Origin of the sequence: Spelaeicoccus albus, assembly GCF_013409065.1 — a bacterium.
Classification (GTDB): Bacteria; Actinomycetota; Actinomycetes; order Actinomycetales; family Brevibacteriaceae; genus Spelaeicoccus; species Spelaeicoccus albus.
Genome location: NZ_JACBZP010000001.1, coordinates 432,232 through 456,649 on the forward strand (window position 1 = coordinate 432,232; position 24,418 = coordinate 456,649).

General features: G+C 65.6%; 27 protein-coding genes. 9 read left to right on the forward strand and 18 right to left on the reverse strand.

What is annotated here, in order from left to right:
* The first annotated feature begins 2 nt into the window (after positions 1 to 2).
* The 3 genes from BJY26_RS02075 (at position 3) to BJY26_RS02085 (ending at position 1,555) form a co-directional block, all read left to right on the forward strand.
* Positions 3 to 305, forward strand: a complete 303-nt coding sequence (locus BJY26_RS02075; protein ID WP_179425236.1) for a hypothetical protein — start codon at positions 3 to 5, stop codon at positions 303 to 305.
* Positions 306 to 578: 273 nt separating this feature from the next.
* A complete protein-coding gene (locus tag BJY26_RS02080; RefSeq protein ID WP_179425238.1) occupies positions 579 to 1,148 on the forward strand; it encodes a hypothetical protein in 570 nt (189 codons plus the stop codon).
* 173 nt (positions 1,149 to 1,321) lie between these two features.
* A complete protein-coding gene (locus tag BJY26_RS02085; RefSeq protein ID WP_179425239.1) occupies positions 1,322 to 1,555 on the forward strand; it encodes a helix-turn-helix domain-containing protein in 234 nt (77 codons plus the stop codon).
* A gap of 188 nt (positions 1,556 to 1,743) precedes the next feature.
* On the opposite strand, the gene BJY26_RS02090 is transcribed toward BJY26_RS02085, so the two are convergent.
* Positions 1,744 to 2,322 (reverse strand): hypothetical protein, encoded by a 579-nt coding sequence (locus BJY26_RS02090; RefSeq protein WP_179425241.1) that lies wholly within the window; start codon positions 2,320 to 2,322, stop codon positions 1,744 to 1,746.
* Between the two features lie 741 nt (positions 2,323 to 3,063).
* Between BJY26_RS02090 and BJY26_RS02095 the strand changes: the two genes are divergently transcribed.
* On the forward strand, positions 3,064 to 3,777 hold the full coding sequence (locus tag BJY26_RS02095; RefSeq protein ID WP_218852215.1) for a hypothetical protein: 714 nt from the start codon (positions 3,064 to 3,066) through the stop codon (positions 3,775 to 3,777).
* Positions 3,778 to 3,869: 92 nt separating this feature from the next.
* Here the strand turns inward: BJY26_RS02095 and BJY26_RS02100 are convergent, their stop codons facing one another.
* Together BJY26_RS02100 and BJY26_RS02105 are read right to left on the reverse strand one after the other, a co-directional pair.
* Positions 3,870 to 4,343, reverse strand: a complete 474-nt coding sequence (locus tag BJY26_RS02100) for a hypothetical protein (RefSeq protein WP_179425243.1) — start codon at positions 4,341 to 4,343, stop codon at positions 3,870 to 3,872.
* A 135-nt stretch (positions 4,344 to 4,478) separates the two neighbouring features.
* On the reverse strand, positions 4,479 to 4,991 hold the full coding sequence (locus tag BJY26_RS02105; RefSeq protein WP_342354633.1) for a very short patch repair endonuclease: 513 nt from the start codon (positions 4,989 to 4,991) through the stop codon (positions 4,479 to 4,481).
* A 23-nt stretch (positions 4,992 to 5,014) separates the two neighbouring features.
* On the opposite strand from BJY26_RS02105, the gene BJY26_RS02110 reads away from it, so the two are divergent.
* A complete protein-coding gene (locus BJY26_RS02110) occupies positions 5,015 to 5,767 on the forward strand; it encodes an HNH endonuclease (protein WP_179425245.1) in 753 nt (250 codons plus the stop codon).
* Here the strand turns inward: BJY26_RS02110 and BJY26_RS02115 are convergent.
* From BJY26_RS02115 to BJY26_RS02135, 5 genes are all read right to left on the reverse strand, one after another.
* Positions 5,760 to 7,073, reverse strand: coding sequence for a DNA cytosine methyltransferase (locus tag BJY26_RS02115; protein ID WP_179425246.1), 1,314 nt, complete (start codon positions 7,071 to 7,073; stop codon positions 5,760 to 5,762). The two genes, BJY26_RS02110 and BJY26_RS02115, sit on opposite strands and share 8 nt — an antisense overlap.
* A gap of 50 nt (positions 7,074 to 7,123) precedes the next feature.
* Positions 7,124 to 8,056, reverse strand: coding sequence for a NaeI family type II restriction endonuclease (locus BJY26_RS02120; protein WP_179425247.1), 933 nt, complete (start codon positions 8,054 to 8,056; stop codon positions 7,124 to 7,126).
* A 249-nt stretch (positions 8,057 to 8,305) separates the two neighbouring features.
* A complete protein-coding gene (locus BJY26_RS02125) occupies positions 8,306 to 8,635 on the reverse strand; it encodes a hypothetical protein (RefSeq protein ID WP_179425248.1) in 330 nt (109 codons plus the stop codon).
* Positions 8,636 to 9,367: 732 nt separating this feature from the next.
* On the reverse strand, positions 9,368 to 9,934 hold the full coding sequence (locus tag BJY26_RS02130; RefSeq protein WP_179425249.1) for a hypothetical protein: 567 nt from the start codon (positions 9,932 to 9,934) through the stop codon (positions 9,368 to 9,370).
* A 261-nt stretch (positions 9,935 to 10,195) separates the two neighbouring features.
* On the reverse strand, positions 10,196 to 10,810 hold the full coding sequence (locus BJY26_RS02135; protein WP_179425251.1) for a TetR/AcrR family transcriptional regulator: 615 nt from the start codon (positions 10,808 to 10,810) through the stop codon (positions 10,196 to 10,198).
* Between the two features lie 112 nt (positions 10,811 to 10,922).
* Between BJY26_RS02135 and BJY26_RS02140 the strand changes: the two genes are divergently transcribed.
* Positions 10,923 to 12,515, forward strand: coding sequence for an FAD-dependent oxidoreductase (locus BJY26_RS02140; RefSeq protein WP_179425253.1), 1,593 nt, complete (start codon positions 10,923 to 10,925; stop codon positions 12,513 to 12,515).
* A gap of 36 nt (positions 12,516 to 12,551) precedes the next feature.
* On the opposite strand, the gene BJY26_RS18915 is transcribed toward BJY26_RS02140, so the two are convergent.
* The 3 genes from BJY26_RS18915 to BJY26_RS02155 form a co-directional block, all read right to left on the reverse strand.
* Entirely contained in the window at positions 12,552 to 13,226 is a 675-nt protein-coding gene (locus BJY26_RS18915) for an HAD hydrolase-like protein (protein WP_179425255.1), read from the reverse strand.
* Between the two features lie 41 nt (positions 13,227 to 13,267).
* Positions 13,268 to 13,513, reverse strand: coding sequence for a BldC family transcriptional regulator (locus tag BJY26_RS02150; protein ID WP_179425257.1), 246 nt, complete (start codon positions 13,511 to 13,513; stop codon positions 13,268 to 13,270).
* A gap of 223 nt (positions 13,514 to 13,736) precedes the next feature.
* Entirely contained in the window at positions 13,737 to 14,540 is an 804-nt protein-coding gene (locus tag BJY26_RS02155; protein WP_179425259.1) for a DUF8083 family protein, read from the reverse strand.
* A gap of 198 nt (positions 14,541 to 14,738) precedes the next feature.
* Between BJY26_RS02155 and BJY26_RS02160 the strand changes: the two genes are divergently transcribed.
* A complete protein-coding gene (locus BJY26_RS02160; RefSeq protein WP_179429724.1) occupies positions 14,739 to 14,942 on the forward strand; it encodes a DUF3073 domain-containing protein in 204 nt (67 codons plus the stop codon).
* Between the two features lie 87 nt (positions 14,943 to 15,029).
* Here BJY26_RS02160 and purM read toward each other — a convergent pair whose 3' ends face one another.
* From purM to BJY26_RS02190, 7 genes are all read right to left on the reverse strand, one after another.
* Positions 15,030 to 16,202, reverse strand: coding sequence for a phosphoribosylformylglycinamidine cyclo-ligase (gene purM / locus BJY26_RS02165; protein WP_179425261.1), 1,173 nt, complete (start codon positions 16,200 to 16,202; stop codon positions 15,030 to 15,032).
* Positions 16,124 to 17,587, reverse strand: coding sequence for an amidophosphoribosyltransferase (purF, locus tag BJY26_RS02170; protein WP_237248825.1), 1,464 nt, complete (start codon positions 17,585 to 17,587; stop codon positions 16,124 to 16,126). Before purF ends, purM begins: the two co-directional genes overlap by 79 nt.
* 4 nt (positions 17,588 to 17,591) lie before the next feature.
* On the reverse strand, positions 17,592 to 17,990 hold the full coding sequence (locus BJY26_RS18920; protein WP_237248824.1) for a hypothetical protein: 399 nt from the start codon (positions 17,988 to 17,990) through the stop codon (positions 17,592 to 17,594).
* The gene (locus BJY26_RS02175; protein WP_179425265.1) at positions 17,987 to 19,405 is read right to left on the reverse strand and encodes an aldehyde dehydrogenase family protein; all 1,419 of its coding nucleotides are present in this window, start codon (positions 19,403 to 19,405) and stop codon (positions 17,987 to 17,989) included. The genes BJY26_RS18920 and BJY26_RS02175 overlap by 4 nt, the downstream gene beginning before the upstream one ends.
* Positions 19,406 to 19,545: 140 nt before the next feature.
* A complete protein-coding gene (locus BJY26_RS02180; protein WP_179429725.1) occupies positions 19,546 to 20,661 on the reverse strand; it encodes an alcohol dehydrogenase catalytic domain-containing protein in 1,116 nt (371 codons plus the stop codon).
* Complete coding sequence (locus tag BJY26_RS02185; RefSeq protein WP_179425267.1) at positions 20,658 to 21,017, reverse strand: sterol carrier family protein; 360 nt, start codon at positions 21,015 to 21,017, stop codon at positions 20,658 to 20,660. Before BJY26_RS02185 ends, BJY26_RS02180 begins: the two co-directional genes overlap by 4 nt.
* Positions 21,007 to 22,023: an asparaginase gene (locus BJY26_RS02190; RefSeq protein ID WP_179425269.1), complete on the reverse strand. Its 1,017-nt coding sequence runs from the start codon at positions 22,021 to 22,023 to the stop codon at positions 21,007 to 21,009. The genes BJY26_RS02185 and BJY26_RS02190 overlap by 11 nt, the downstream gene beginning before the upstream one ends.
* Before the next feature lie 166 nt (positions 22,024 to 22,189).
* On the opposite strand from BJY26_RS02190, the gene purD reads away from it, so the two are divergent.
* Positions 22,190 to 23,485 (forward strand): phosphoribosylamine--glycine ligase, encoded by a 1,296-nt coding sequence (gene purD, locus BJY26_RS02195; RefSeq protein WP_179425271.1) that lies wholly within the window; start codon positions 22,190 to 22,192, stop codon positions 23,483 to 23,485.
* The gene (locus BJY26_RS02200; RefSeq protein WP_179425273.1) at positions 23,482 to 24,384 is read left to right on the forward strand and encodes a phosphoribosylaminoimidazolesuccinocarboxamide synthase; all 903 of its coding nucleotides are present in this window, start codon (positions 23,482 to 23,484) and stop codon (positions 24,382 to 24,384) included. The genes purD and BJY26_RS02200 overlap by 4 nt, the downstream gene beginning before the upstream one ends.
* Positions 24,385 to 24,418 lie beyond the last annotated feature (34 nt).

A 24,418-nucleotide genomic window follows, 5' to 3' on the forward strand; every position in this document is an offset into this window, starting at 1 on the left:
CCATGCCACATCCTGCGATCGACGACGGCATCGCCGGTGCGCGCACGATCTTGATCCGTGCCCGCGAGGACGGCAACGACATGTGGGCGATTTGGGCGACCGCCGCGGAGATCGACCGAGCAAGGAAATTCGGCCTGTCCTGGGACGAGGTCGAGGGCCGAATCGATCTCGCAGACCCCGACACCTGTTTCAGCGAGGATAGGCACGTTCGCGCGGCGTGGCGGATGCTAATCGCCCGGAACCTGGACCTCGTCGCGGCCGCCAGGCAACTCCTCGACGAAGAGTGCACTGCGAATTGGTGCTGAATGTGAAATCCACGGCATCGACGAGTGGAATTTTGGGCTCTACCTGCATCCACGGTTATCGAGTGGGACACCCGGCGCATTTTTGAGCGAGCGGCACCGTGAACCTGGCCGCAATTTCGAGACGGATGACGGTGTGCCTACTGAACGAGGTCTACGGACGACGTGCCTCACCGATACCAGCATCGCAACCTTGAGCCGATTCCGACTGGCCGTTATGTGACAATAGGCGGGCAGATCGACGCGCGCGAACGGCCGCAGTAAGGGGTGAGGTGAATGGCTTGGTGGAGACGCAAGCCGGACAAGGCAAACCGAGATGTCCGCGTCGGCATCAGAAGCTCACGCACACCGGTCGACGAGTCCACGACCCAAGTCACGGTCACCCGAGTTAAGGACGTCGGCGGGCGCTATTTTCCGCACCTAGCGGGAGTTGTGCTGCGCGCCGTACCAACCCTGCCACCGCCAACCGGATGGGAGTACGCATCGAGCCGGCGGTACTCGGCAGGCGACGGGGCCGAGTTGCTCTACCGGATGCCCATGCTGGTCTGTCCGGTTCACAACCTCTCGCGGGGTGAGTCACGGGACTACACAGTGCCCGCTGCGGCCGGGACGATTGCCGGACTGCTGTTGGGGTCGTTGACGACCAAGGCGTGGATCGATGACGGCCGCAAAGTCACCTGGCTGAACGACCACGACAACCAGCCTGGCCTGTTCGACTTCGCCGAGAGGTTCCACAGCGACCCGGACGTGCGAATCTACGACGTCGACACCGCCGGCTCCCGTATCAAGATCAAGCATCGCCGCACGGTCCGACTGTCGCATCTTGACGAGCACGCCGCCGACTGATCTGGGACAGACCAACAGGTTTTCGCGGGCCAAGACGATCTATCGAGGATTGCCGCGCTCAGACGACACAGCCAGCCCTCCGTCGCCTCGAAAACGAACGACAGCCCGTCTGCGGCACTTCGGCAGGTTGTGAGCATGCCCCGATGGCCTTGCGCCTCGGATAGCGTAGCCCCATGGCCACGAATCCACTACGCGACATTTTCGCCGAACGCCTGCGTTCAACGCGCAGGGCTGCGGGACTTTCTCAACTCGCGCTGGCATCTGCCGCCGGGATGGACCGCAAGACAGTGAACCGGATGGAGCAGGCGACGGTACCTGTCACGCTCGACCAACTCGACGCGCTGGCTTCCGCCCTCAACGTTGCCCCCGCCGGAATGCTCCTGCCGAACACGTCACCTAAGGAATAGTCAGAGGCAGACACGAGATTTCCGCGTCGGTGCCTCCAGCATTTCGCAACACGAGTCCAGCTCGGCAACAGCCTTTGCGGCGGCCGGCACACAAGATCCCGTCCTACGGTCCGGTTCGTAGATCTCGCGGTCAGCGGTGGTCAGACGTCGAGATCACCTGCCATGTCGTCTTGGGAGACACATGAGAGTCAGTCGCTATGGTCATCCGTCGCGCGGAGCGGCCGCCACCAGGCAGGACCATCACCCCAGGGGTCGAACCCGCTCTTCCGGTACGCCGAGCGCAACTTCGCCATCGCGCTATCTCGCTCAGGACCGTACTCATAGGGGCCACCACCGCCCGGAAGCTGAGGCTCCGGCTCCAGCACGACCACGGTCTCCAAGGGCTCAAGTTGGAGCAGATCGATGAGATTGGCGATGAGTGCGCCGCTGAGCTTGTGACCGCGCCACTCTTCGACAAGCGTCATCCGATCGACGAGGATCGCAGAGGAGATCAGGTCGTCCCCGTGCGCCTCGACGATTTCCTTTACCGCCCAGCTGAGGGTCGTCGCGTCAGTACTGATCGAGTCCCCTGCATCCAACAGCCGCTCAGAGAACGCGTACCAGGTGACCCAGCCGGAGATGGTGCCGATCTGCCTTGACTCGCCATCCGACTCAGCATCGTCGTAAACCGTAGCGACGAACGCGCGAAGTACGCCGTATTCGTCGGCGTCGTCCCGGAAAATCCGTACGGAGATGCCGATGCTGTCGAGCTCAAGAGTTGGCTTCATGACCCCAAGCATGGCGCCCAGGTCAGACAACTCGAAGAGGCGGAATCGGTCACGACGCGGATCCGTCTTGTAGGAGCATCGATACTCTCGAAGAGATAAGCTCGCCCTTTGATGCGACCGAAGTAAGTCGATGTCAGAGCCGCTGCTGGCCATGCCGCTTGAGGCCACGCAGAACAGTCGGCACGTGGACGCATCGGCGTCAGTGCGAGACAATGGGGCCGACGAATAGGAGCAGCCATGAGCGCGCGCACCGGGGTCTCCCCGTCGGATATCCGACTTGCGCGTTCTCTCGTTCGTGCCGCCGCCAAGAGGGGGCGGCGCGAGAGCCCGAAGATCGAGACGATCGCACAGATGAAGACCCCAGAAGAGCGCACAACTTCCTGATCGCGTCTCAGCAGACCGGGACATCGCGCACGATCAACACGGTCTGCCCACAGACTCGCCCCGTGCCCGTAACGTCCGCACCAGCGAATACTCGGCGTTATGGTGCGAGCTATAGACGCCAGACGCAGGCAGTTTTACCTCAGCCGCGCGTCAAAGAACGACGATGACGCGCGCCATCGCCGACTCGGCACCGCGCTCGGCCGCCGCCATTGGACTCGCGGGCTGAATCGAATCCAGCACGCCTACGGCATCACACGCCTCTACAACTACGGTCGAGAGCGTTGCCAGAACGTCTTGGCCGCTACGACCTCCGCTAGACCCACGTCTCGTTGGTGTCGACTACAGTACGGTGCTGTCATGGGAGCCCCGATGTTCTATGAGAAGCCGGCCGGCCGCGGCAGCCTTCTGCACGTTGCTCCCGCGCCGGCGAGCTGGGACGCAGCAGGCTCACCGAGCCAGATCCGTTCGGCTGACTTCATCGACGACGTCCACGATCTCGCGGCTGAAAAGATGGCGGCGCTGCCGGATCCTCTCAGCCTGCTGCTCGACGTCGGTCTGCCGGATGCCGTACCGCTTCTCGAGCGTCACGACCTGGACAACTACCTGTTCCCACTGGTCCCACAGCTTACGAAGCGCACCGGTCGACAGTTCGTCTCCGTATGGGCGACGAAGCGGCACGCCACCAGCTCGTCAGTTCTCGTCGGAACCGCCGTGCCGACAACGGATCCGGGAGGTACGTACTCATTCGACGTCGAGACTACCCCGGCTGCGGACACCACAGCGTACAAGGAACAGATCCGTGATCAGGTCTCGGCGGCGACTCCGTTGGGCGGTGCCGGGGTCGCGCTGCAGATCGCGTTCGTCGTTGGACCGCGCCGGTCGTGGCCCAACCTCTGGAAAGCGACCATCGACTCGTTGGGCCCCATCCTCGGCCGCGACGACGGTGCCGGCGAATGGAACATTCGCGATGGCCGCGTCACGCATCTGGGCCTACACTCCGCGGTCAATCCCGAGCAGGGGAACGAGGTCCGCATCACGCTCAGAGTATCGAGCGCCGCGGCGGGCGAATGACCCGGCCAAACCACGGCCCGACGCGACCTGAGCCTTGGCGATGAGCGAGACGTGACGGCCTGAATTCCGCACAGTCACCCCGCGAACCGAACTCAGCCGATGTTCCATCCCGTCGACCGAGTACTCCAGAGATGGATGAGCCTATCCTCTTCATCGACGATGAGGTCACGGGGCAACTCGCGAAGCCAGTGCTGGACTGTGCGCCCGGCGTCGACCTGCTGTGCGATCAGCGCGTTGACGCGCTTGCGCGTCACGCCGGCGTGACGGGGCTTTCCGTAGCGCTGCCCGCCTCGCGCTCCCCCGCTGTGCGGCAGGTGCCCCTTCGTGACCATCCACAGATGAGTCGTGAGACCGACGTAGGCAACATGAACGACGTCGCCGTCGCCGATCGTGAAAAGGTAGACCCCCGCAGAGTCGGGCACCTGCCCGAGCGTGGCCCACTCGATGCCAGTGCCGCCGGGCCATTCAACATGCTGTCCGAAGTCGAGGTCGTGCGGTACGAACCCGAGGGCGATGAGGTCTTCGGGCTCGACCAGGGTTCCAGGCAAGGAAGTAGATTCCGCCATGTCGTCTAGTGTCCCACTTTCGGCACGCACGCTGTCCGCGACGATCGACAGATAACCATCGCACGATAAATGGCCGCTGACCGACGAACACCTCGAACGGCCTGGCTCCGCTGATCATGCAAGCGAGTCAGGACATCACGACTGGCCTCGCATCTCCTTAACGGTCTTGGCAACGAGGTCAGCTGCCAAGACAGGCGACTCGTGCTCCCACACGCGCAAGACTGTCCACCCCGCATCCGCGAGCCGCGCGTCCGTGTCCGCGTCCCGCTCCCGGTTCCGCGCGATCTTGCCCGACCAATAGCCGGGGTTCGATTTGGTCTCCCGCCGACTGTGCTCAGGACAGCCGTGCCAGAAGCAGCCGTCTACGAAAACGGCGACCTTCGCAGGTCCGAACACGATGTCTGCTCTGCGCCGCCACCCGCGCAGCGGGGAGCGGTCTACGCGGTAGCGCAGGCCCATCGAATGAAGTATGCGGCGCAATGCCATCTCTGGGGCCGTGTCGCGCGTGCGCTGCAGTTGCATCCGGCTGCGAACGCCTGGTGTCGACGCGTACGAGCCAGACAGGGACGTGCCGCGCCGGGTGCGCCCCCCGGACACTGGCCCTCCCGTCACGGACTCATTCTCCCGCGAGCCTCCCACAAACGCCATGCTAGCTGCGAGAGCGTTACAGGATGGACGAAACTTCACTAAACAAGCGGCGGAACCCGGCGTGGGCCCGCGAAGAGATCATCCTGGTGGCAGAGGCGGTAGCTGCCAACAGCTGGCACGAGCTCAGAACCGGCGATGCCGAAGCACGAGAACTGTCGAAATTGCTGCAGAAACTCGACATACATCCAGTCGACGCACGCCCTCACGACTTCCGGAGCCCCGGTAGCGTCTCACGGAAGACGTCGGACATTATGACTGCTCACTCGGCATACTCAGGCGTGCGGACTAAGGGCGGCGCGTTGACGCGCGAGGTCGTCCAAGAATTCGAGTCCGATCCGAGCGGCATGGTCGCCCAGGCGGAGTACGTGCGCGAGCGTGCGACTGAGGGTGGGGCCCTTCCGTCGTCAGGTCGCGTCGTCGATCCCGATCTAGGCGTCCCAGCGTCTGAAGGGGGCGTCCGCGAGCGAGCACACCTAGCCAGGGAGCGGGATAAGCGAATCAGGAAGGCGAAGATAAACGCAGTCCGTGCCGCAGGCGGGGCGATCGAATGCGAAGTGTGCGGGTTCAACTTCGGGGCCGCCTACGGCAACCGGGGGCATGGGTATATCGAAGTCCATCACCGCGTGCCGCTGCACGTGTCGGGCCCGACCGAGACTTCGCTTGCCGACCTCGCACTGCTGTGTTCCAACTGCCATCGGATGATTCACCGCGCACATCCCTGGCTGACGGTCGAGCAACTCAGCGAGATTGCCTCCGAGGGCCAGGAGACTAGCTGATCTTCGAGCGCAGCTTGTCCGTGGCGAACGCCGCGTGGCGGGCATGGTCTTCCTGGCCCCGGAACGCACGCCACTCACCCAGCCGGTAAGTGGGCACTTTGCCACGGCGGCGCACCTCAATCTCGAAGTCCTGTCTGAGAAACTCGATCCGGTGCTCGATATCGCTGTCGGAGAGGCCGCCACCGAGCGCCTTGTGCAGGCCAGCGATCGAGATGAATCCGCCATGCTCCCGCAACGCCCGGTATACCTCGTCACGGTACTTGCTGTCCCCGCCGTGGTCGCCTGCCCGGCGGCCCTCTTTGCGGAGCGCCGTGGCAATCGCGAGCCCAACCGCGCGCGCCACCGGCGGAGGAAACGCGTTGCCGATCTGGCGGTAGGTTGCCGTCTTGTGGCCTTTGCGGTCGCCGAAGTCCCATTCGTAACCGGGGCCCGCCCACCCCTGGATTCGCGCTACCATCTCGTTCGTCAGCTTCGGGGCGAGGCCGACGGGCGCATCAGGGCCAGGAGCCGCGTCTGCGATGCCCAATCCGTCAACACCTATTGACCGCCACTCACGCTTCGCGCGGGTCGGACCCAGATCGGGGCCACCGTGCTTCTTGGAGCCGCCGACGATGGTCGGGGCCACTCGGTCGGCGCGCTTCGACCAGGTCTCCGCACCCTTCCAGCCGTTCGCGGCCATCAGGTCGTAGAGCGCAGCACCCACGGTCTGCACGGCTGGAGTTGGCTCGGGCCAGGCGAAGTACGGAGCGAACTCTTCGCGGAGAGCGACGAGAATAAAACGGGGCCGCAGCTGCGGAACGCCGAAGTCCTTGGCCTCAAGCAGCCGCCAGTCGGCGCGGTATCCCAGCTCGGCGAACCGATCGAGCACTGCCTGCCGGTACCCGGCGAAGCGCGGCATCGACAAGCCACGAACGTTCTCGAGCAATACAGCATCGGGCTGCATCTGAGCAGCCGCCTCTACTGCCCACGCGAACAGATCCCGCTCGTCGGACGATCCCAACTGCTTACCGGCGATCGAGAACGGCGGGCATGGCACGCCGCCCGCGAGCAGCGAGACTCCCTTGTATTCCGCGGGCTGCCATACTGATTCGTCTGCGACGTCGCCGACGGCGACCACCGGCTCCGGCTGGCCCTCGTCAGAAGCCAGGCGGGCCAGGTTTCGCTGTAGAGTCTCTGCCGCGTCCCGATCCAGCTCAACAGCGAGCGTGTGCCTGAAGCCCGCCAGGTGGAGGCCGAGGCTCTGGCCCCCCGCCCCGGCGCAGATCTCAACCGCTGTCAGCTCAGTAGTACTCGTGGTCCCGTCCATGATGATTCATTCTGACAGATGCCACCGACACGGCCGGGACTCGCGCTGATTTATGCGCGGCTTGGCCGGTACCAGAGGGGGTCAAACGCCTCGCGGCCGTTCGAATCCACCGCCCTCAGGGCCAGTCCCGACGGTCCGCGTGCGACGCGGCCGGGCCAGTCTGCCGGTGCGGGAGCCACGTATGCGGCGACGTATTCCGTCCGGAGCGGGACAGGGAGTCCGAGCTCACGCGCAGCCTCCCGCTGCCAGTCATAGGCTCCGCCGAGGATCACGATGCCTTCAGACGCCAGTGGGTCCCGCGATCCGCTCTGGCCGCCCCGGACGCGCCGGGTGACATCGAGCTGCGCAGCGACGGTCGCTACGGATGCCCGGCCGACGATCTTCCCTGCCGTGCGCCGGAACAGCTCGGATACACGCGCGGTGCCGCCACCGGCCGCGAATACTGCGGCCACGTCTTCCTCGCGCATGTGCAGCAGAGTGTTCGGTGGCAGCTCAGCGTCCTTCCGCAGCCAGGCGATCATTGACCTTCCGGCTGCGGAGAGCGTGCGCTTTGCGTCTCTGTTCCGTCCTCCATTGAGCAGGTCTTCCGACGCCCGGACTACGCCGACTGAGAACTGTGACCTCTTGTCGCTGGCGGTGACAACCATGCAGAGCTCGCCAATGGCCTCTGGCGGGAGCATCCAGCCGCCCGAACTCTGACTATACTTCGCGTCGACTTCGTGGCCCGCGATGCAATAGTCCAGCTTCATTCCGTCGGCGTACTCGAACTCGCGCTGGAGGTTGATCTCCACGAGCGTCCCGAAGTGCGTCTTCTCGGTCTTGAACAGCTGGTCCCACCGGTACCTCCGTGTCCGGACGCCGTCGTAGAGCTGGTCGAAGGTGTCACGCAGGACCTGTCCCGTTATCATCGCGTCAGGATCAAGGCGCTCCATCTCGCGCATAACGCCGTCGCGAGCGGGGTCATCAGGGAGGCCAAGAGTCACACGACAGAGGTTACCAAGGCTCCGCGTATCTCACCTCCTTGCACCACACATATGTTCGCGCGCGGAGTCTCTGACGTGCAGTCCAGCGTGCCCCAGAGGTCCATTTCGGTTTCCGCACTCGACAGCGAGCCGGTCGAATTTACCCGCGAATTATCAAGTCGACTCGTCTTGCCGACGGCGAGGAACTGGCATATGTCTCCGACATCGACCACGCCGCCGCGCTATCCGTCGGCCGCCCACGGAAGACCATCAATGCGTCCGATTGCGCCCGACGAGTCCGCCGCCGACGACTGACGTGATCCGCGTCGTCGTACCGGCCCACTTGCTGCTGCTGCCGCGTGCGCGGCCCCCACGACGACCAGAACGCGCGCGGCTCACACGTCCCGTGCGCTGAGCCTGCACCTTCCCACCAGCCTGCAGTGCTGCTGCCGCGGCAGCGTGAACCTCGTCAGCCAACTTGAGCACGTTTTGCCGGCCGTTCGCACTCTCGGGCAGCGCGTTCACTTTCCGCCATATCTCACGGCTCCGACGTCGCAGTTGCTTGATCTCGGGAATCGCCGCGCCGTGATCTATCAACATGGTCAGCGATTTTGATAGGACGGCCAACTCACTCTCGGCTCGTCTGACCGCTTTGCGCTTCCCTCCTTTTTGCGCAGGTCGTTGTTTCACCTTGGGGGCTCGGACAGCTGGCTCCGGCGCGGGATTGCGCACAGGTTTACGGTACTCAACGTGTCGAATCGGTGCAGCGTTCGCGGGCCTCGGCCGCGGCCCCGGCTTTCGTTTCGCTCGTGGAGCTAGTTCTGCGAGCTTCTCGCGAGTCGCCTCATCGAGCGCATCTTTGAGCTTCATTGCTCACGTTCCCCTCGTATCGGACATCGTAAAAGTTGTATATCAGGATGCCGTCTCGCAAATCTAAAGTGGGTGTGCTGCGACTCCAAGTCACCAGGAATGGCAGCTTTCGCAGTGAATCGCTCAGTGCGATCACGCCCACTCAAAGCGGCACCTTTCTGACCCAATCAATCCACCCAATTCGCAGTGTCAGTAGTGACGCATACGCTAAAGGTCCACAAGGCGTCAACGGGGCAATTGTCTAGTAGCTCACAAACCGTTCGATCCGACGTTAGCGCGGTAGCTGCCGCGGCGAAGGCGTTGGCCCCTCAGCCCAGACACGCTAGATGGGGGCACTTGAGCCTGTGCGTTCTGGACGCCGTTTACTCGATCAATGCCAAATACGATTCCGTCGTCGTCCGGGTCGTCCACCGTTACGCGGACTGGGCAGAGCTTTCTTCCGTGCTTTTGACGGGAGCCGCCTTATCCGACGCGATCAGTCCGCGCGACGACGAACAAACACTCACCAGTTTCCTTGATTCGATCGATTCCCTGGCAGACGAGGCTTTCGCAGGTGAGATATTGCGCAACAAGCAGCGGACGTCGACGCGGAGCCGGGTGTTGAAGGCTGCCGCAGTTCGGCAAACCGCGGGTATCTAGCACGACCACGGGAAAGAGACGCTGACGGAAGTCAGCGAACTGCTGTCGGACGTCAGCCGTGTAAAGAGAGTTGAAGAAGCACTCGCCAAGGTTCCCGGCCACGGCATCGACGCCGTCCGCACCGGCTACTTGTGGATGAATGCCGGCAACGATTCCCACGTGAAGCCTGATCGGCACATCCTGTCGCTGCTGCAAGAGACTCTTGGCCGCGAGGTCACTGTCACCGAAGCACGCACGTTGCTCGCCGAAGCTGCATCCTCCATAGGAGTGACGCCTTGGATGGCTGATCACGCTATCTGGGAGAGGAAAGCCCGAAAATAGCCCGAATACCGATGTGTCCGGCCGCACCCAACGCAGCGCATGTAGCTGCCCGGAAGCCGAGGTATACAACCCTTGCACTTTTCGGCTCCCGTTCGTACGAACCGGTGCTTAGCTTTCGCAGGACTAATAGGAGACCCCGCATTTACCCCGCAGATTCAACGACAGCTACTAGCAGAGAAAAGTATTCTGTTGCGCCTCTGACCAGGCAGGACCGAGGGTTATGGCAGTCCGCAGAAACCCCCGATAGCGCGAAACTCTTACTCGAAAGGTCACCGGATCGACGCCGGTCGGAGCCACCACATCGGGCCCCCGGTACGCCGGGGGCCTTTTTCATTCGCCGCCGGCACCGCCGCCGGTCGTCGAGGCCACCCCGCGTAAGCCGTGCTCGAGCAGGTCGAAGATGGCCTCGAGCGCCGCCGACGGTTCCGGGTCGTCACTGACGATTTGCGGCACTTCCAACACGTACCGCGCAACCGCTCGGGCGGTGGGATCGCCCGGGCAGCGCCCGAGCTCGGCAGCTATCGCCGCGGCAAGCGGGGCCTCGCAGCGGATCCACAACGTGCGCGTGTAGTCCCGAAGGGCCGGAGTGTTCATGATCAATTCGGTGCGCCGTCGAAATTCCGGGGACGGGTTGGTCACGAACGGCCCGCGCCCGCCCATGAATTCGCTCAGTGCCGACATGACCGACTGCCCGGCCCGGCGTTCCCGGACGGCGGCGAGCAGACCCTCTCGCCGTTCCACGCCGTCGTCGAACATCAACGCCTCTTTGCCATCGGGCACGTGAGAAAACACGGTCGGCACCGAGATGTCCACGGCGTCGGCAATCTCTTTCACGCTCACCCGGTCATATCCCTTTTCCAGGAAGAGCCGTAGCGCCGCATCGGCCAGAGCCCGCCGGGTCTTGGCCTTTTTACGTTCCCGACGTCCGAGTGGTTCCGCAGTCATGTCCCGATCCTACCAGCGCTATTAATTCACTCTATTTTTTAAATGATTTGTCTTTTTTATTCAGTTGTGTTTTTCTGGACGGGCACACCGACCTCGCGATTGGAAGAATCCGATGACCGCACCACAGAACTCAACGACACCCGTATTGATCGTCGGAGGCAGCCTCGTCGGCCTGTCCGCCGCAGTCTTCCTCGCCTGGCGGGGTGTGCCCGTCGTCGTAATCGACAAACACCACGGAAGCTCGCCGCATCCGCGCGCCATCGGCTTCACCACCCGCACGATGGAACACTTTCGGCAAGTCGGCGTTGGCGTGCCTCGCTCACAGCAGGGAATGGCGCCGCCGCGCCGGGCCCGGGTGCACAGCCTCGCGGGCGACTGGTTCGAGGAATACCCGTGGTCCCCCGGCGGCAAGGGAACTTACGGCGCCGACGAGTCACCGGCGCACGCCGCCGCGATCACGCAAGACCGATTGGAGCCCCTTTTGCGTGATCGCGCACGTGCCCTTGGTGCCGAGATGCGGCTTGGGACGGAGGTTCTCGCTCTTGCGCAGGACGACGACGGCGTCACGGCCACACTGCGCGGCCGCGACGACGGCAGGGAATATCGCCTGCGCGCACAATACGTGATTGCCGCGGACGGCGGGTCGAGCACCATCCGCGAGGCGGCCGGGATCGCCCGCCACGGCAGGGGCCGATTGTCCGTGCAGCGCAGCATTCTTTTCCGCGCTCCGTTGGACGGTTATCTTGAACACGGCGTCGTCCAGTTCGAGATCGACCAGCCGGATTTCCAGGCGTTCCTCACCACCTATTCCGACGGGCGATGGGTGCTCATGCTCGCGGGCGATGTCGAATTGGATCCGGACGAGCAGATTCGTACCGTACAGCGGGCTATCGGCCGCACGGACGTGCCGATCGATTTGGTCACCACCGGCCGGTGGGAGCTGGCCGCGCTGGTCGCCGACAAGTTTTCGGACCGGCGGGTGTTCCTCGCCGGTGACGCGGCGCACCAGCTGCCGCCCAACCGTGGCGGCTTCGGAGCCAATACCGGCATCGACGACGTGCACAATCTGGCCTGGAAGCTAGCGGCGGTTCTGGCCGGTGAGTGTGCGCCGCAACTCCTCGACACCTACGACGCCGAACGCCGCCCGATTGCCGATCTTCGGCACGACCAACTCTTTGCCCGCGCCGATTTCAAAGCCCATCTGGGCACCGACGCGATGGAGATACCGATCCTGGACGATTCGGCGATCGAGCTCGGCCAACTGTACCGGTCGACGGCCGTCCTGGGAGCCGGCCATGAGTTGCCGCCGGCCCGGGTCCCCCGCGATTGGGCCGGCCAGCCCGGCACCCGGGCGCCGCATGTGCGGATAACGGGCGACGGCCCCGCGACATCAACGCTTGATCTGTTCGGGCACGGCTGGACGCTGTTGACCGAGGACGGCCGCTGGGCCCCGGCTATCACGGCGGCACGGCAATCGGGTATCCCCGTCACGGGCGTCCGGATGGGGGTTGACGCGAGCCCGGCGGAACCCGGCGCGTTCGAGACCGCATACGGCGTTGATTCCGGCGGCGCCGTCCTCGTCCGGCCCGACGGGTACATCGCGTGGCGCGCCACTACGATGCCGACGGATCCGACGCAGTCGCTGTCCGCTGCCCTGACGTCGGTCGCCGTGCCCGCCACAGCGGCGACAGCTGCAGCACGGTGAAATGACTGTACGGCCACCGCCGCGCGTCGGGGAAGGCTACGAAACAAGCAGCAGTTCGGCCAAGTCATCGGGGCGCGGTGCATGATGGGCGGCGTGCGCGATCTCCTCGGCCGCCCCGTACCCCCAGCCAACCGTGACGCACTCGATACCGTGTGCGCCGGCGCCGTCGATATCGTGCCGACGGTCGCCGACCATGATGGGCCGGCTGACATCGACGCCTGCGACTCGGAGCCGTCGCAACGCCTCGGCCACGACGTCCGCCTTCGTGCTACGCGATTCGTCGAGAGTCGACCCGGTGACAACTGTGAAGAATTCGGCCAACTCGAACTCGCTCAGCACGGCGTTCGCCTGCATTTCCGGCTTCGAAGTGGCGATCGCCATCGGCACTCCGGCGTCCCGAATGCGTCCGAGCAGCTCTCGGACTCCGGCGTACACGCTGTTGCCGACGACCCCGCGCGACGTGTAGGCCTGCCGGTAGTAGGCGACGATCCGGTCGGCTTCCCGTCCCTCGATCCCCGCATAGTCGCGTAGCGATTCCGACAGCGGCGGACCGACGAAGTGCCTCCTGAGTTCGTCCGGATCGGGCGACGGATGGCCGGCGGCCACCAGGGCTTCACCGATCTTTTCGACGATTCCCGGAGCACTGTCGGTCACCGTGCCGTCGAGGTCGAAGAGGATGCAGCTGTATCGGGTGGCGGGGCTCACTGTCACGCGGCAAGTCTATCCCGCCGCCCGTGCGGGCCGGCGCGGAGTCAGCGGGGCGGCTCGAAGCGGTGCCGCATCCTTGCGCGCTCCAGCGGCGTCTTGCCGGGCGGGATGCCGAGGACCCGGTCGATGTCCGATTTCCAAAATCTTCGATGACCACCCATCGTCAAGATAAAGTTCAGTTTGCCGGTCGACGCCCATCGCGACACAGTCTTCGGATTGACCCGGAACAAGGTCGCGACCTCACCCGGCGTGAGCAGCACATCCTTCAAGGAAGGTGAAAAGCTCGTCATCGTGCTCTCCCTTCAAATCTGCCGCGTGCATCGGTTCCGGACGGCGCGCCGACTCACGCGGCATGTGTGCACACAAGAATGTCAGGGTTCATTCAGGGGCACGCCCGAAGCGCTGAAAATATACCGAAACCGGTACAACACCGGTCAAAACGCGCCAACAGCTCAAACCGGACGCCGTCCGGTCGCCGCGCTCCGTTCACCGCCTGCGATCTCGCCGGGCGAGCTAGGAGGCGCGGGCCAGCGCCGCCACGCGATGCCAGCGATGGGCGAACCGCTGATAGGCGGCGATTGCCCCGGAACCGTCCCCTTCGCTGAGAGCCTGAATGCCTTCGTGCACGTCGTAGGTCGACGGATCCGGCCAGACGAGATTGCCGAGACCGCCGTAGTCCAGCTCGACGATCGATCCGAGGTCGAAGTTGTCCAACCAGGCCACCAGTTCGGCCAACTCCGTGACCAGATCTTCTTCGGCCAAATGCTCAGTCACGATCTCCGCGGCCCATTCGGCCCGCGACTGGGCGGCCACCATCGGGGTGCGCACCCGCACGCCGTCCGACGTGTCCGCCAAGTCCTGATCGGTGTCGACAACCACGAACCACGACAACGGCACTTCCCACGTCGCCATTCGCGTGAATACCCGCGAGTCGCGTTCGCTCAATGCCCAATCGGCACGATCCGCGGCAGCCGCACGGCGCACCGACGGCGGGGCGACGAGGTCGATTGCCGATTCGGGCCATACCTGCTCGAGGGCGTCCAAAGCGTGCCAGCTGCGCATTTGCTCTTGCACGGGGCACACGCGGTCGACGTCGTCTCCACACGTGCCGGCCGGAAGCGAAAGCACGGCCGTCTCGTCGGGCGCCGGAATCGGATTGACCGGAGTGGTCAGCAGACGCCGATCGGCGGCCTCATCACTCCTGGCTTCGATGTGTCCGCGTTCCACGGCGAGCAGTTCGGGCTCCAGTTCCGGATGCGCCGACAACGGTTCAAAGACCCGAAGGTATGTCTCGTATCCACGGATTGAACTTCGCACACTCTCATTTTGGCACTCCGGACGGCGAATTCCGGCACGGAAACGGGCCATTACGCCAACAGCTAAGCCGTTCCCGCCCCCGTCGGATAGAGAAAAAATCACAAAACAGGTAATCTCTTTATGTCGAGACATGTATGGGATCCCGAGGCCGCACAGTTATGTGCCTGCCCGGGTAGACGCGTGAGGGGGTCGGTGCCGATGGGCCGCGGCCGCGCGAAGGCAAAGCAGACCAAGGTCGCCCGGAAGCTGAAATATTACAGCCCGGATACTGATTACACAGCACTGGAACGCGAACTCGGCGGAGGACAGTCGGTCACCGGCGACCACGCCGACGACGATTATTCGGACGCGTATCCGCCGGAGTATTCCGATGACGAAGAACGGGTGTCGGGCGAGCGCTGACCGGCTCAGATCGGCGCCCGCCGGTACTCCCGCATCGGGCACGGTAGACCCGACAGCCCGCGCTTGGCGGACTCCAGCTGCGGCAGCTCAGTACAGCAGTGCTGCGCCGCCGTCGACGCCTTTGGCGCCGTGCACGTACCCGGGCGCGCCCGAATGCCCGCCGTCATCGGCAATCACTTCACCGAGAGTCCAGGCCGCGAGCGAGCGATCTGCCAGCGCGGCGATCGTCGCATCGGCTCTGGCGGCGTCGACGATCAGCACCATGCCAACGCCGAGGTTCCACGTGCGCTCACGGTCGGCGACCGGCACCGAGCCGAGGTCGCCCAGCACCGTGAATACCGGCGGAACCCGCCACGACGCACGACGCATCAGCGCAAGCGTGCCGGTCGGCAGGATCCGTGCCACGTTTGCCGACAGTCCCCCGCCGGTCACGTGCGAAATGGCACGGACGGCGTCCCCGGCGTCGCCGACCACACTGAGCAGATCGGCCGAATAGACGCGGGTCGGTTCGAGCAGCTCCTCGCCGAGCGTTCGCCCGAACTCGTCGACGTGACGGTCAAGCGCCCATCCCGCATCCGCCACGATGCGCCGAGCCAGCGAATAGCCGTTGGAGTGCATGCCGGAGGACTCGATGCCAATGACGACGTCCCCGGCGCGAACCCGCTCCGGCCCGAGAAGCCCGTCGGCCTCGACCACTCCGGTTGCGGCGCCGGCCACGTCATAGTCATCCGGCCCCAGCAGCCCGGGGTGCTCGGCCGTTTCGCCGCCGACAAGTGCGACGTTCGCGGCGCTGCACGCCTCGGCGATTCCACGCACGATCGCCGCGATGCGCTCGGGCACAACATGCCCGCAGGCGATGTAGTCGGTCATGACAAGCGGTTTGGCGCCGCTGACGACTATGTCGTCCACGACCATCCCGACAAGGTCGAACCCGATCGTGTCGTGAATGTCCAGGGCCTGCGCTATTGCGACCTTGGTTCCGACTCCATCGGTCGACGATGCAAGCAACGGCCGGGCGTACGCCTTGAGTTCCGACACGTCGAACAGCCCGGCGAACCCTCCGACACCGCCGACGACTTCTCGTCCGTGCGTGGCAGCGACCGCCGATTTCATCAGCTCGACGGCTTTGTCGCCGGCTTCGACGTCGACTCCGGCCGACGCATAAGTCGTGTGTTCGGGGTTCAGAACGGCAACTCCAGGAGATTCTTGCCAAGGCGGTCCTCGGCGGGAAGGTCGATGGGGTATTCGCCGGTGAAACATGCCGTGCACAGTTGCCGGCGCTCTTGGCGAGTGGATTCGATCATTCCGTCGATCGAAATATAGCCAAGCGTGTCGGCGCCGAGCGACGCGCAAATATCGTCGTTTTCCAAGCCGTTGGCGATCAGCTCGGCGCGCGAAGCGAAATCGATGCCGTAAAAGCAGGGCCATTTGATCGGCGGGGACGAGATGCGCACATGAATTTCGGCGGCACCGGCTTCGCGAAGCATCCGGACGACGGCCCGTTGGGTATTGCCGCGCACTATCGAATCGTCCACCACGACGAGTCGCTTGCCCGCGATCATCTCCTTGAGCGGATTGAGCTTGAGCCGGATGCCGAGTTGTCGGATCGTTTGGCTGGGCTGGATGAATGTACGCCCGACGTAGGCGTTCTTCACCAGGCCCTGACCAAAGGGGATCCCCGATTCTTCGGCGTATCCGACGGCGGCCGGCGTGCCGGATTCGGGCGTGGGGATCACCAGATCGGCGTCCACGGGGTGTTCGCGCGCCAGATGCCGGCCCATTTCGACGCGCGCGCTGTGCACGACCTCACCGTTGATGGTGGTGTCCGGCCTGGCCAGGTAAACGTATTCGAAGACGCAGCCGGCACGCTTCTTCGGCGCAAACTGGTACGTACGCAGACCGTCTTCGTCGATGGCGATCATTTCGCCGGGTTCGACCTCGCGGACCATGGACGCGCCGACGATGTCCAACGCCGCCGATTCGCTGGCGACCACCCAGCCCCGTTCGAGCCGGCCCAGTACCAGCGGGCGCACACCTTGCGGATCGCGGGCCGCGTACAGAGTGTTCTCGTCCATGAACACCAGCGAGTACGCGCCGCGCAGCTTCGGGAACAAATCGAGCGCGCTTTGCGTCAGCGTCGTATCGGCGTCACCGGCCAATAACGCCGTGACGAGCGAGGTGTCGTTGGTGGAAATGGGACCGGCCGGGCCGGTGCCGGCGGCCTGCCGCTCGGCGACCATATCGCGCAGGTCCGCAGTGTTCGTCAAATTGCCGTTATGGCCCAGCGCGACGGTGCCGTCGTACGTCGGTCCCAACGTCGGCTGCGCGTTTTCCCAGGTCGAACCGCCCGTCGTCGAATACCGGCAGTGCCCAACGGCGATGTGCCCTTGCAGCGTTTCCAGCGATGCTTCGTCGAACACCTGGGAAACCAGGCCCATATCGCGGAACACGAGGATTTGTCGTCCGTTCGAGGCGGCGATCCCTGCGGATTCCTGCCCACGGTGCTGCAGCGCGTACAGCCCGAAATAGGCGAGTTTTGCCACGTCCTCGCCCGGGGCCCAGACGCCGAAGACGCCGCATGCGTCCTGCGGGCCTTTGTCCTGAGGGTTGAGTTCGTGGGTTAGTCGACCATCTGCTCTCGCCACGCGTTCAGTGTCCCATATTCGTGTGGCCGTCGTCACCTTGCCGCCGGACGGCGTCCGGCTCGGTCTCGTACGCGGGCTCCGCCTCGCGAGTGGCGTCCGGCTCGCGAGTGGCGTCCGGCTCGGATACGGGTTCGAAGCTGCCGCGGACATCGACGTTCTTGATGCGCCGGCGCAGCAGCCAGTCCGACAGCAGCGCCGCCAGGGCTCCCAGCAAAATGCCGCCGATGATGAAGATCGCGGCGAAATAGGAGAACGATGTGAAGAGCGAATAGTCGGCGGCACCGGCTCCGGCCGTGACGACGATCAGCGCCGCCAAGATGCCCGCCAGTCCGCCCATGGTGAGGAACACGCCGAACCGCGGCGCCCGCCGCACCCGCACCGTCACCGGTCGCCGGCCGCTCATAGCTTCATCACCACTGTCTTGGTCTGCGTGTACGCGTCGAACGCTTCGATGCCTTTTTCGCGGCCGTACCCGGATTTCTTGAATCCGCCGAACGGCAGCTCGACGCCGCCGCCCGCGCCGTACGTGTTGACGAACACTTGGCCGGCCGAGAATTCGCGGGCCATCCGGTGGGCACGCGAGAGATTCGTCGTCCAGGCAGCCGCCAACAGCGCGTAGTCGGTGCCGTTTGCCAGCGCGACAGCCTCATCGTCGTCCGCGAACGACATCGATACGACGACGGGCCCGAACACTTCTTCGCGGGCTATCTCGGATTGCGGGTCGACGCCATCGATGAGCGTTGGAGCGTAGAACGCTCCGCCGGCAAGGTCGTCCGGCGTCCGTCCGCCCGTGACGACGGTGCCGCGATCCAGCGAATCGACGAACCCGCGAACGCGGCCGAGCTGCTTCGTCGACACGAGCGGGCCCAGCGCCGGATCGTCGATGCCGGGGCCGATCGAGACTTTCCGGAATTCTCCGGCAACCTTGCTGAGCACTTCGTCGCGGACGTCTTCGTGGACGAGCAGGCGCGATCCGGCCGAGCAGGTCTGACCGGCGTTCTGCAGGATCGACTTGACCAGGAACGGCACGGCCGCGTCGACGTCGGCGTCGGCAAACACGACATTTGCGGATTTGCCGCCGAGTTCGAGAACCGTCGGCACGACCCGGTCTGCGGCCGCATGCGCAATGAGCGACCCCACTGCCGTGCTGCCGACGAACCCGAGGTGGTCGACGTCCGGATGCGCGCTGAGGGCGGCCCCGGCCTCTCCGCCCAGGCCCGTGACGACGTTCAGGACGCCGGCCGGAAAGCCGGCCTCGATGAGCAGCTCGGCCACGCGGACGGCGGTGCGCGGAGTCTCGTCGGCCGGCTTGACGACTGCGGCATTGCCGGTGGCCAAGGACGTCGCGACGGCGCGCGACATCAATTGGAGCGGGTAGTTCCACGCAACGACATGCCCGGTCACGCCGAATGGTTCACGCCGCGTGTACACGTGCATGCCGTCGCCCAGCGGGATCGTCCGGCCGTAATAGCTTTCAATGCCGCGCCCGTAGTAGCGGAAATACCTGGCCGCCACATCGACGTCGGCGTACGCCTGCGTGAGCGGCTTTCCGGTGTCCTCGCATTCGAGTCGGGCGAGTTCATCACGGTGTTTCAGGACCACCGCGGACATGGATTCGAGCAGGTCGGCTCGGCGCTCGGGAGGGGTGGCGGCCCATCCGGGTTGCGCGGCGCGCGCTGCCGCGACTGCGCCCTCGACCTCGTCGGCGCCGCCTCGGGCCACCAGGCCCAGCGCCGTGCCGGTAGCCGGGTCGATGTTTTCGAAAGTGTCGGCCGATCGAACCGACCGGCCGTCGATGAAGGATTGCGTGATGTGCACGCTTCCAGGCTATCGCTTGCCGCGCGTCTGCCCGAATCGGAGCGACGGTGGTCGCTCACCGTCCGTCCCTCGTGATGCGGGTTGTTTCTCGTGATGCGCGGTTATCGCGCATCACGAGGAACAATCCGCATTGGGAACGGTTAAAACCGGATGATCTGACGGACGGCGTGCCCGTCGGCCAGGGAATCCATTGCCTCGTTGATATCGGCAAGATCGACATGTGCGGACACGAGTTCTTCGACGGGAAGCCGACCGGCCCGCCAGAGCGCTTCGAATTTCGGGATGTCCCGGGTCGGCACGGCCGAACCGAGATAGCTGCCGATGATGGTGCGTGCTTCGGCGACGAGCCCGAGCGGAGAAATCGTCGCGTCGGCGCCCGGCGCGGGAAGCCCCACTGTGACCGTGCGGCCGCCCGGGGCCGCCGCGGCCACTGCGGTTTCAAACGCGCGCGGGTTCCCGGCCGCCTCGATCACGACGTCGGCCTTCGCGTCGAGCGCGGCCGGCGTGTAGGTGTCGGTCGCGCCGAGCGCCCGTGCACGCTCGAGCTTCTCGTCGAGTGAGTCGACGGCGATGATGCGCCGTTCCGGCGCGCCGTCCAGGCTCAACGCCGTGAGCAGGGCTGCCATGCCCACGCCGCCCAGTCCGACGACCATGACGTCGTCCTCCGGGCCGGGCGCGGCGGCATTCAGCACGGCGCCGCCGCCGGTCAATACCGCGCAGCCGAGTACTGCCGCCACGTCCGGCGGCACGTCGTCCCCGACCGGCACGACGGATCGGTAGTCGACGACCGCATGATCGGCGAACCCGGATACGCCAAGATGATGGTGCACGTCGTCGCCGTCCCGGTGCAGCCGCCGCGCACCGCCCAAAAGGGTGCCGGCGTTATTGCTGCGCGACCCCGTACTGCACGGCATCCGACCGTCGGTGCGGCACTCCCGGCACTCTCCGCATCGCGGCAGAAACGCCATCACCACGCGGCGGCCGACGACAAGTTCGGGGTTCGCCGCAGCGACCGCGCTTCCGACTTCTTCGATCACGCCGGCCGCTTCGTGGCCGAGCAGCATCGGCACGGGGCGCGGGCGGTTGCCGTCGACGACGGACAAATCGGAGTGACAGATTCCCGCCGCTTCGATCCGGATCACGAGTTCGGTGTCGCCGGGCGCATCGAGTTCGAGTTCGCTGATGCTGATCGGCCGCGAGTCCGCGAACGGACGGGAGCGGCCGACTTCTTCCAGGACGGCGCCGGTGATCTTCATATGTCCAACGGTAGCCACTCGCTGACGTCTGCGCGCACGCCCGACGCGGAAAGTTTCCGGTCCGCAGCCGCTTCGTCCCAATTCACCGTGCCGGTCGCCAGGCCGAGCCACGTGTCGGCGTCCATTTCAATCACGTTCGGCGGGGTGCCGCGAGTGTGCCGGGGACCGGCCACGCATTGAGTGACGCCGTGCGGCGGCACGCGCAGTTCGACGCTGTTGCCGGGCGCGCGCGCCGTGATCTCTTCCAAGCAGAACCGCACGGCCAGGGCAACCGTCGTCCGGTCGCGCGCGCCGCTTTTCCACGCCCGGACGGCGTGCCGTCCTTCGGTCTCGTCGATGCGTCGCCTAGCTGTCACGCGACGAACCTTCCGGCGCGCCGGATGTGCCGGTGAGCCCACTGCCGGGCCGAACGGCGCCCACCTTTTGGCCGCGGCCGAGCACCGGCATCTCGGTTTCGTTCAGGACGCTCCGGACGGCGTCGGCGTCCACGGCCCCGGTACGTGCCAACAGCGTCAAGCCGGCCAACGTGGTGGCGCGGGCGGAACCGTCAAGGCATTTCAAGGCAACGGTCGTTCCGTCGGGGGCCGCCATCACCATGACGCCTTCGGCTCCGCCCTTGGCCAGGATGCCCAGTCGTTCGATGACGACGCTGTTGGGCTCACCGTCGCCCGCAATCGCCCACGGATCGTGCATCACTGCTGCGACCATGCCCGAAGCCTCGTCAGCCACTGCGACGGCGGAGATCGCGCGAGCCAAGCCGGTCAGCGGCAGGGCCAGCACGGGAGCGCCGCACCCGTCCACTCCGACCGCTGCGGCCGGCGCGCCCGCATATTCGGCGGTCACGTCGGCAACGAGCCGTTGAATCGGGTTCGCCGGATCCAGATAGCTGCCGGTGTCCCAGCCGTTGACGGCGCATGCCCAAAGGAACGCGGCGTGTTTGCCGGAGCAGTTGTAATAGATGCGCCGGGTCTCGCCGCCGGCGCGAATGACCGCGTTGCGGGCCTCGGCATTGCCGGGCAGATCCGCCGGACACTGCAAGTCGTCCTCGCTCAGGCCGGCCCCGGCAAGCATCGAGGCGACCACGTCGACATGTTTTTGCTGGGCCCGGTGGCTGGCCGTGGCAAGTGCCAGCTGGACTCCGGTCAGCGGCGCCCCGGCGCGCAGCGCGGCAAGCGCCTGCAGCGGCTTCAAGCTCGACCGGGTGAAGATCGGGGTGTCGACGTCGCCCAGGGCGGTCCGGACGTCGCCGGCCGGGTCGATGACGACCGCGGAGCCGATATGCCGGGATTCGACGAAGCCGGAACGTTCGACGACTGCCAGCTCGACGGCGTCCCGGGCGGAAAAGGTTTGGTGAGCGCTCATCCTTCTAGCTTGCCGCATGGTGCGCACCGAGCGCTTCCGGCCCCGCCTCCTTCCCTTCTCCCGCAAAACGCGTCGCCGCGTTTAGCCCGCGCCGTCATGACTGCGCGTTCCCGACGGTGCGGCGCGTTTTGCGGCAATGCAGGTGGTCTCGGCTAGGCTGGCGTGCGTGAAGGTACTGGTGCTGGGCTCCGGAGCTCGCGAACACGCCCTCGTCCGCGCATTGACCGCCGATGAATCGGTCACCGCAGTGATCGCGGCCCCCGGCAACCCGGGGATCGCACAAACGTGCGAAACCCGGCCGGTCGACGTCGTCGACGCGCGGGCAGTGACGGATCTGGCCGAAGAACTCGACGTCGACCTGGTCGTCGTGGGCCCCGAAGCACCGCTGGTCGCCGGCGTCTCGGACGCCTTGCACGAAGCCGGGTTCGCCGTCTTCGGTCCCCGCGAAGCCGCCGCCCGGCTCGAGGGCAGCAAGGCACTCGCCAAGGAGGTCATGTCCTCGGCGGAGGTGCCGACGGCCATGGCCCGGGTCGCCACCGATGCCGACCAGGCGGCCTCCGCGCTCGATTCGTTCGGTGCGCCGTACGTCGTCAAGGCCGACGGGCTGGCGGCAGGCAAGGGCGTCGTGGTGACCGACGACCGCGACACGGCGCTCACCCACGCCCGTGACTGCTTGGCCGTCAGTGAGCGGGTGGTGATCGAGGAATTCTTGGACGGTCCCGAAGTCTCGCTGTTCGTATTGTGCGACGGCGCCACTGCGGTCCCGCTGGCGCCCGCGCAGGATTTCAAACGCATCGGCGACGACGACACCGGTCCCAATACGGGCGGCATGGGCGCTTATTCGCCGCTGCCGTGGGCGCCTCCCGGGCTCGTCAGCGAGATCGTGAACCGCGTGGCCCAGCCGACCATCGACGAGATGGTCAAGCGCGGCACCCCGTTCACCGGCGTCCTTTACTGCGGCCTTGCGCTCACATCGCGCGGGCTGCGAGTGATCGAGTTCAACGTGCGGTTCGGCGATCCCGAAACGCAGTCGGTACTGGCCCGTCTTGCCACACCGCTCGGCATGCTGCTGCTGGCCGCCGCGGAAGGTCGCCTGCACGAGGCCGAGCCGCTGCGGTGGAAGAACGAGTGCGCCGTCACGGTGGTCTTGGCCGCCGAGAACTACCCCGGCGCGCCGCGCACCGGCGACCCGATCGAAGACTGCGACCGGCCCGGTGACGCCGGCGACGCATATCTCCTGCACGCCGGCACGGCATTGGACGACGACGGCCGTCTCGTCACGTCCGGCGGTCGGGTCCTGTCGGTCGTCGGCACCGGAGCGGACATTGAAACGGCACGGGCGGCCGCTTACCGCCGGGCGGGCCGCATCAGCTGGCCGGGCATGCAGCTTCGCAGCGATATCGCACGGGCGGCGGCCGAGGGCGCTGTCGACGTTCCCGCCGCGAACGGAGGTCAACCGTGAACGAGAACCAGGCGATCGACGTGGCCGGATGGACGCACGTCTATTCGGGCAAGGTGCGCGATCTCTACGAGCCCTCACGCGACGCGGCAAGCGAATGGGCCGGGCGGGACGTCGTGCTGGTCGTGGCCAGCGACCGGATCTCCGCTTACGACCACGTGCTGGCCAGCACGATCCCGGACAAAGGGGCCGTCCTCACGCAGCTGTCCCTGTGGTGGTTCGATCAGCTGGACGGCGTGGCGAACCATGTTGTGTCCACCGACGTCCCGGACGTCGTCGCGGGCCGCGCCATGATCTGCCGCAAGCTCGACATGTTCAAGGTCGAATGCGTGGCGCGCGGCTATCTGACCGGCTCCGGGCTCGCCGATTACCGGGCGTCCGGAACGGTGTGCGGCGTGCCGCTGCCCGACGGCCTCGAGGAGGCGTCCGTGCTGCCGGAGCCGATCTTCACGCCAGCCGCCAAGGCCGACCTCGGCGAGCACGATGAGAACATCGATTTCGCGACCATGTCCGAGCGTCTCGGAGCCGCCGACGCCGCCGCCTTGCGCAATAAGACCCTCTCCGTGTACGGACGGGCCGCTGCGCTGGCGTCCGAACGCGGCATCATTTTGGCGGACACGAAGTTCGAGTTCGGCCGTGACCGGGATTCCGGCGATATAGTACTGGGCGATGAAGTGCTCACTCCGGATTCGTCCCGGTTCTGGGACGCCGACGGGTGGGCGCCGGGGCGCGTGCAGCCGAGCTTCGACAAGCAGTTCGTCCGCGACTGGCTCACCGGCCCGGATTCGGGTTGGGACAGAAATTCCGACGAGCCGCCGCCCGCACTTCCGGACGACGTCATTGCCAAGACCCGCGAGCGCTATGTCGAAGCCTACGAATTGCTGACCGGCACCTCGTTCTAGCCGGCGCCGCCCGAAGCGCTGCCGACCCGACGTC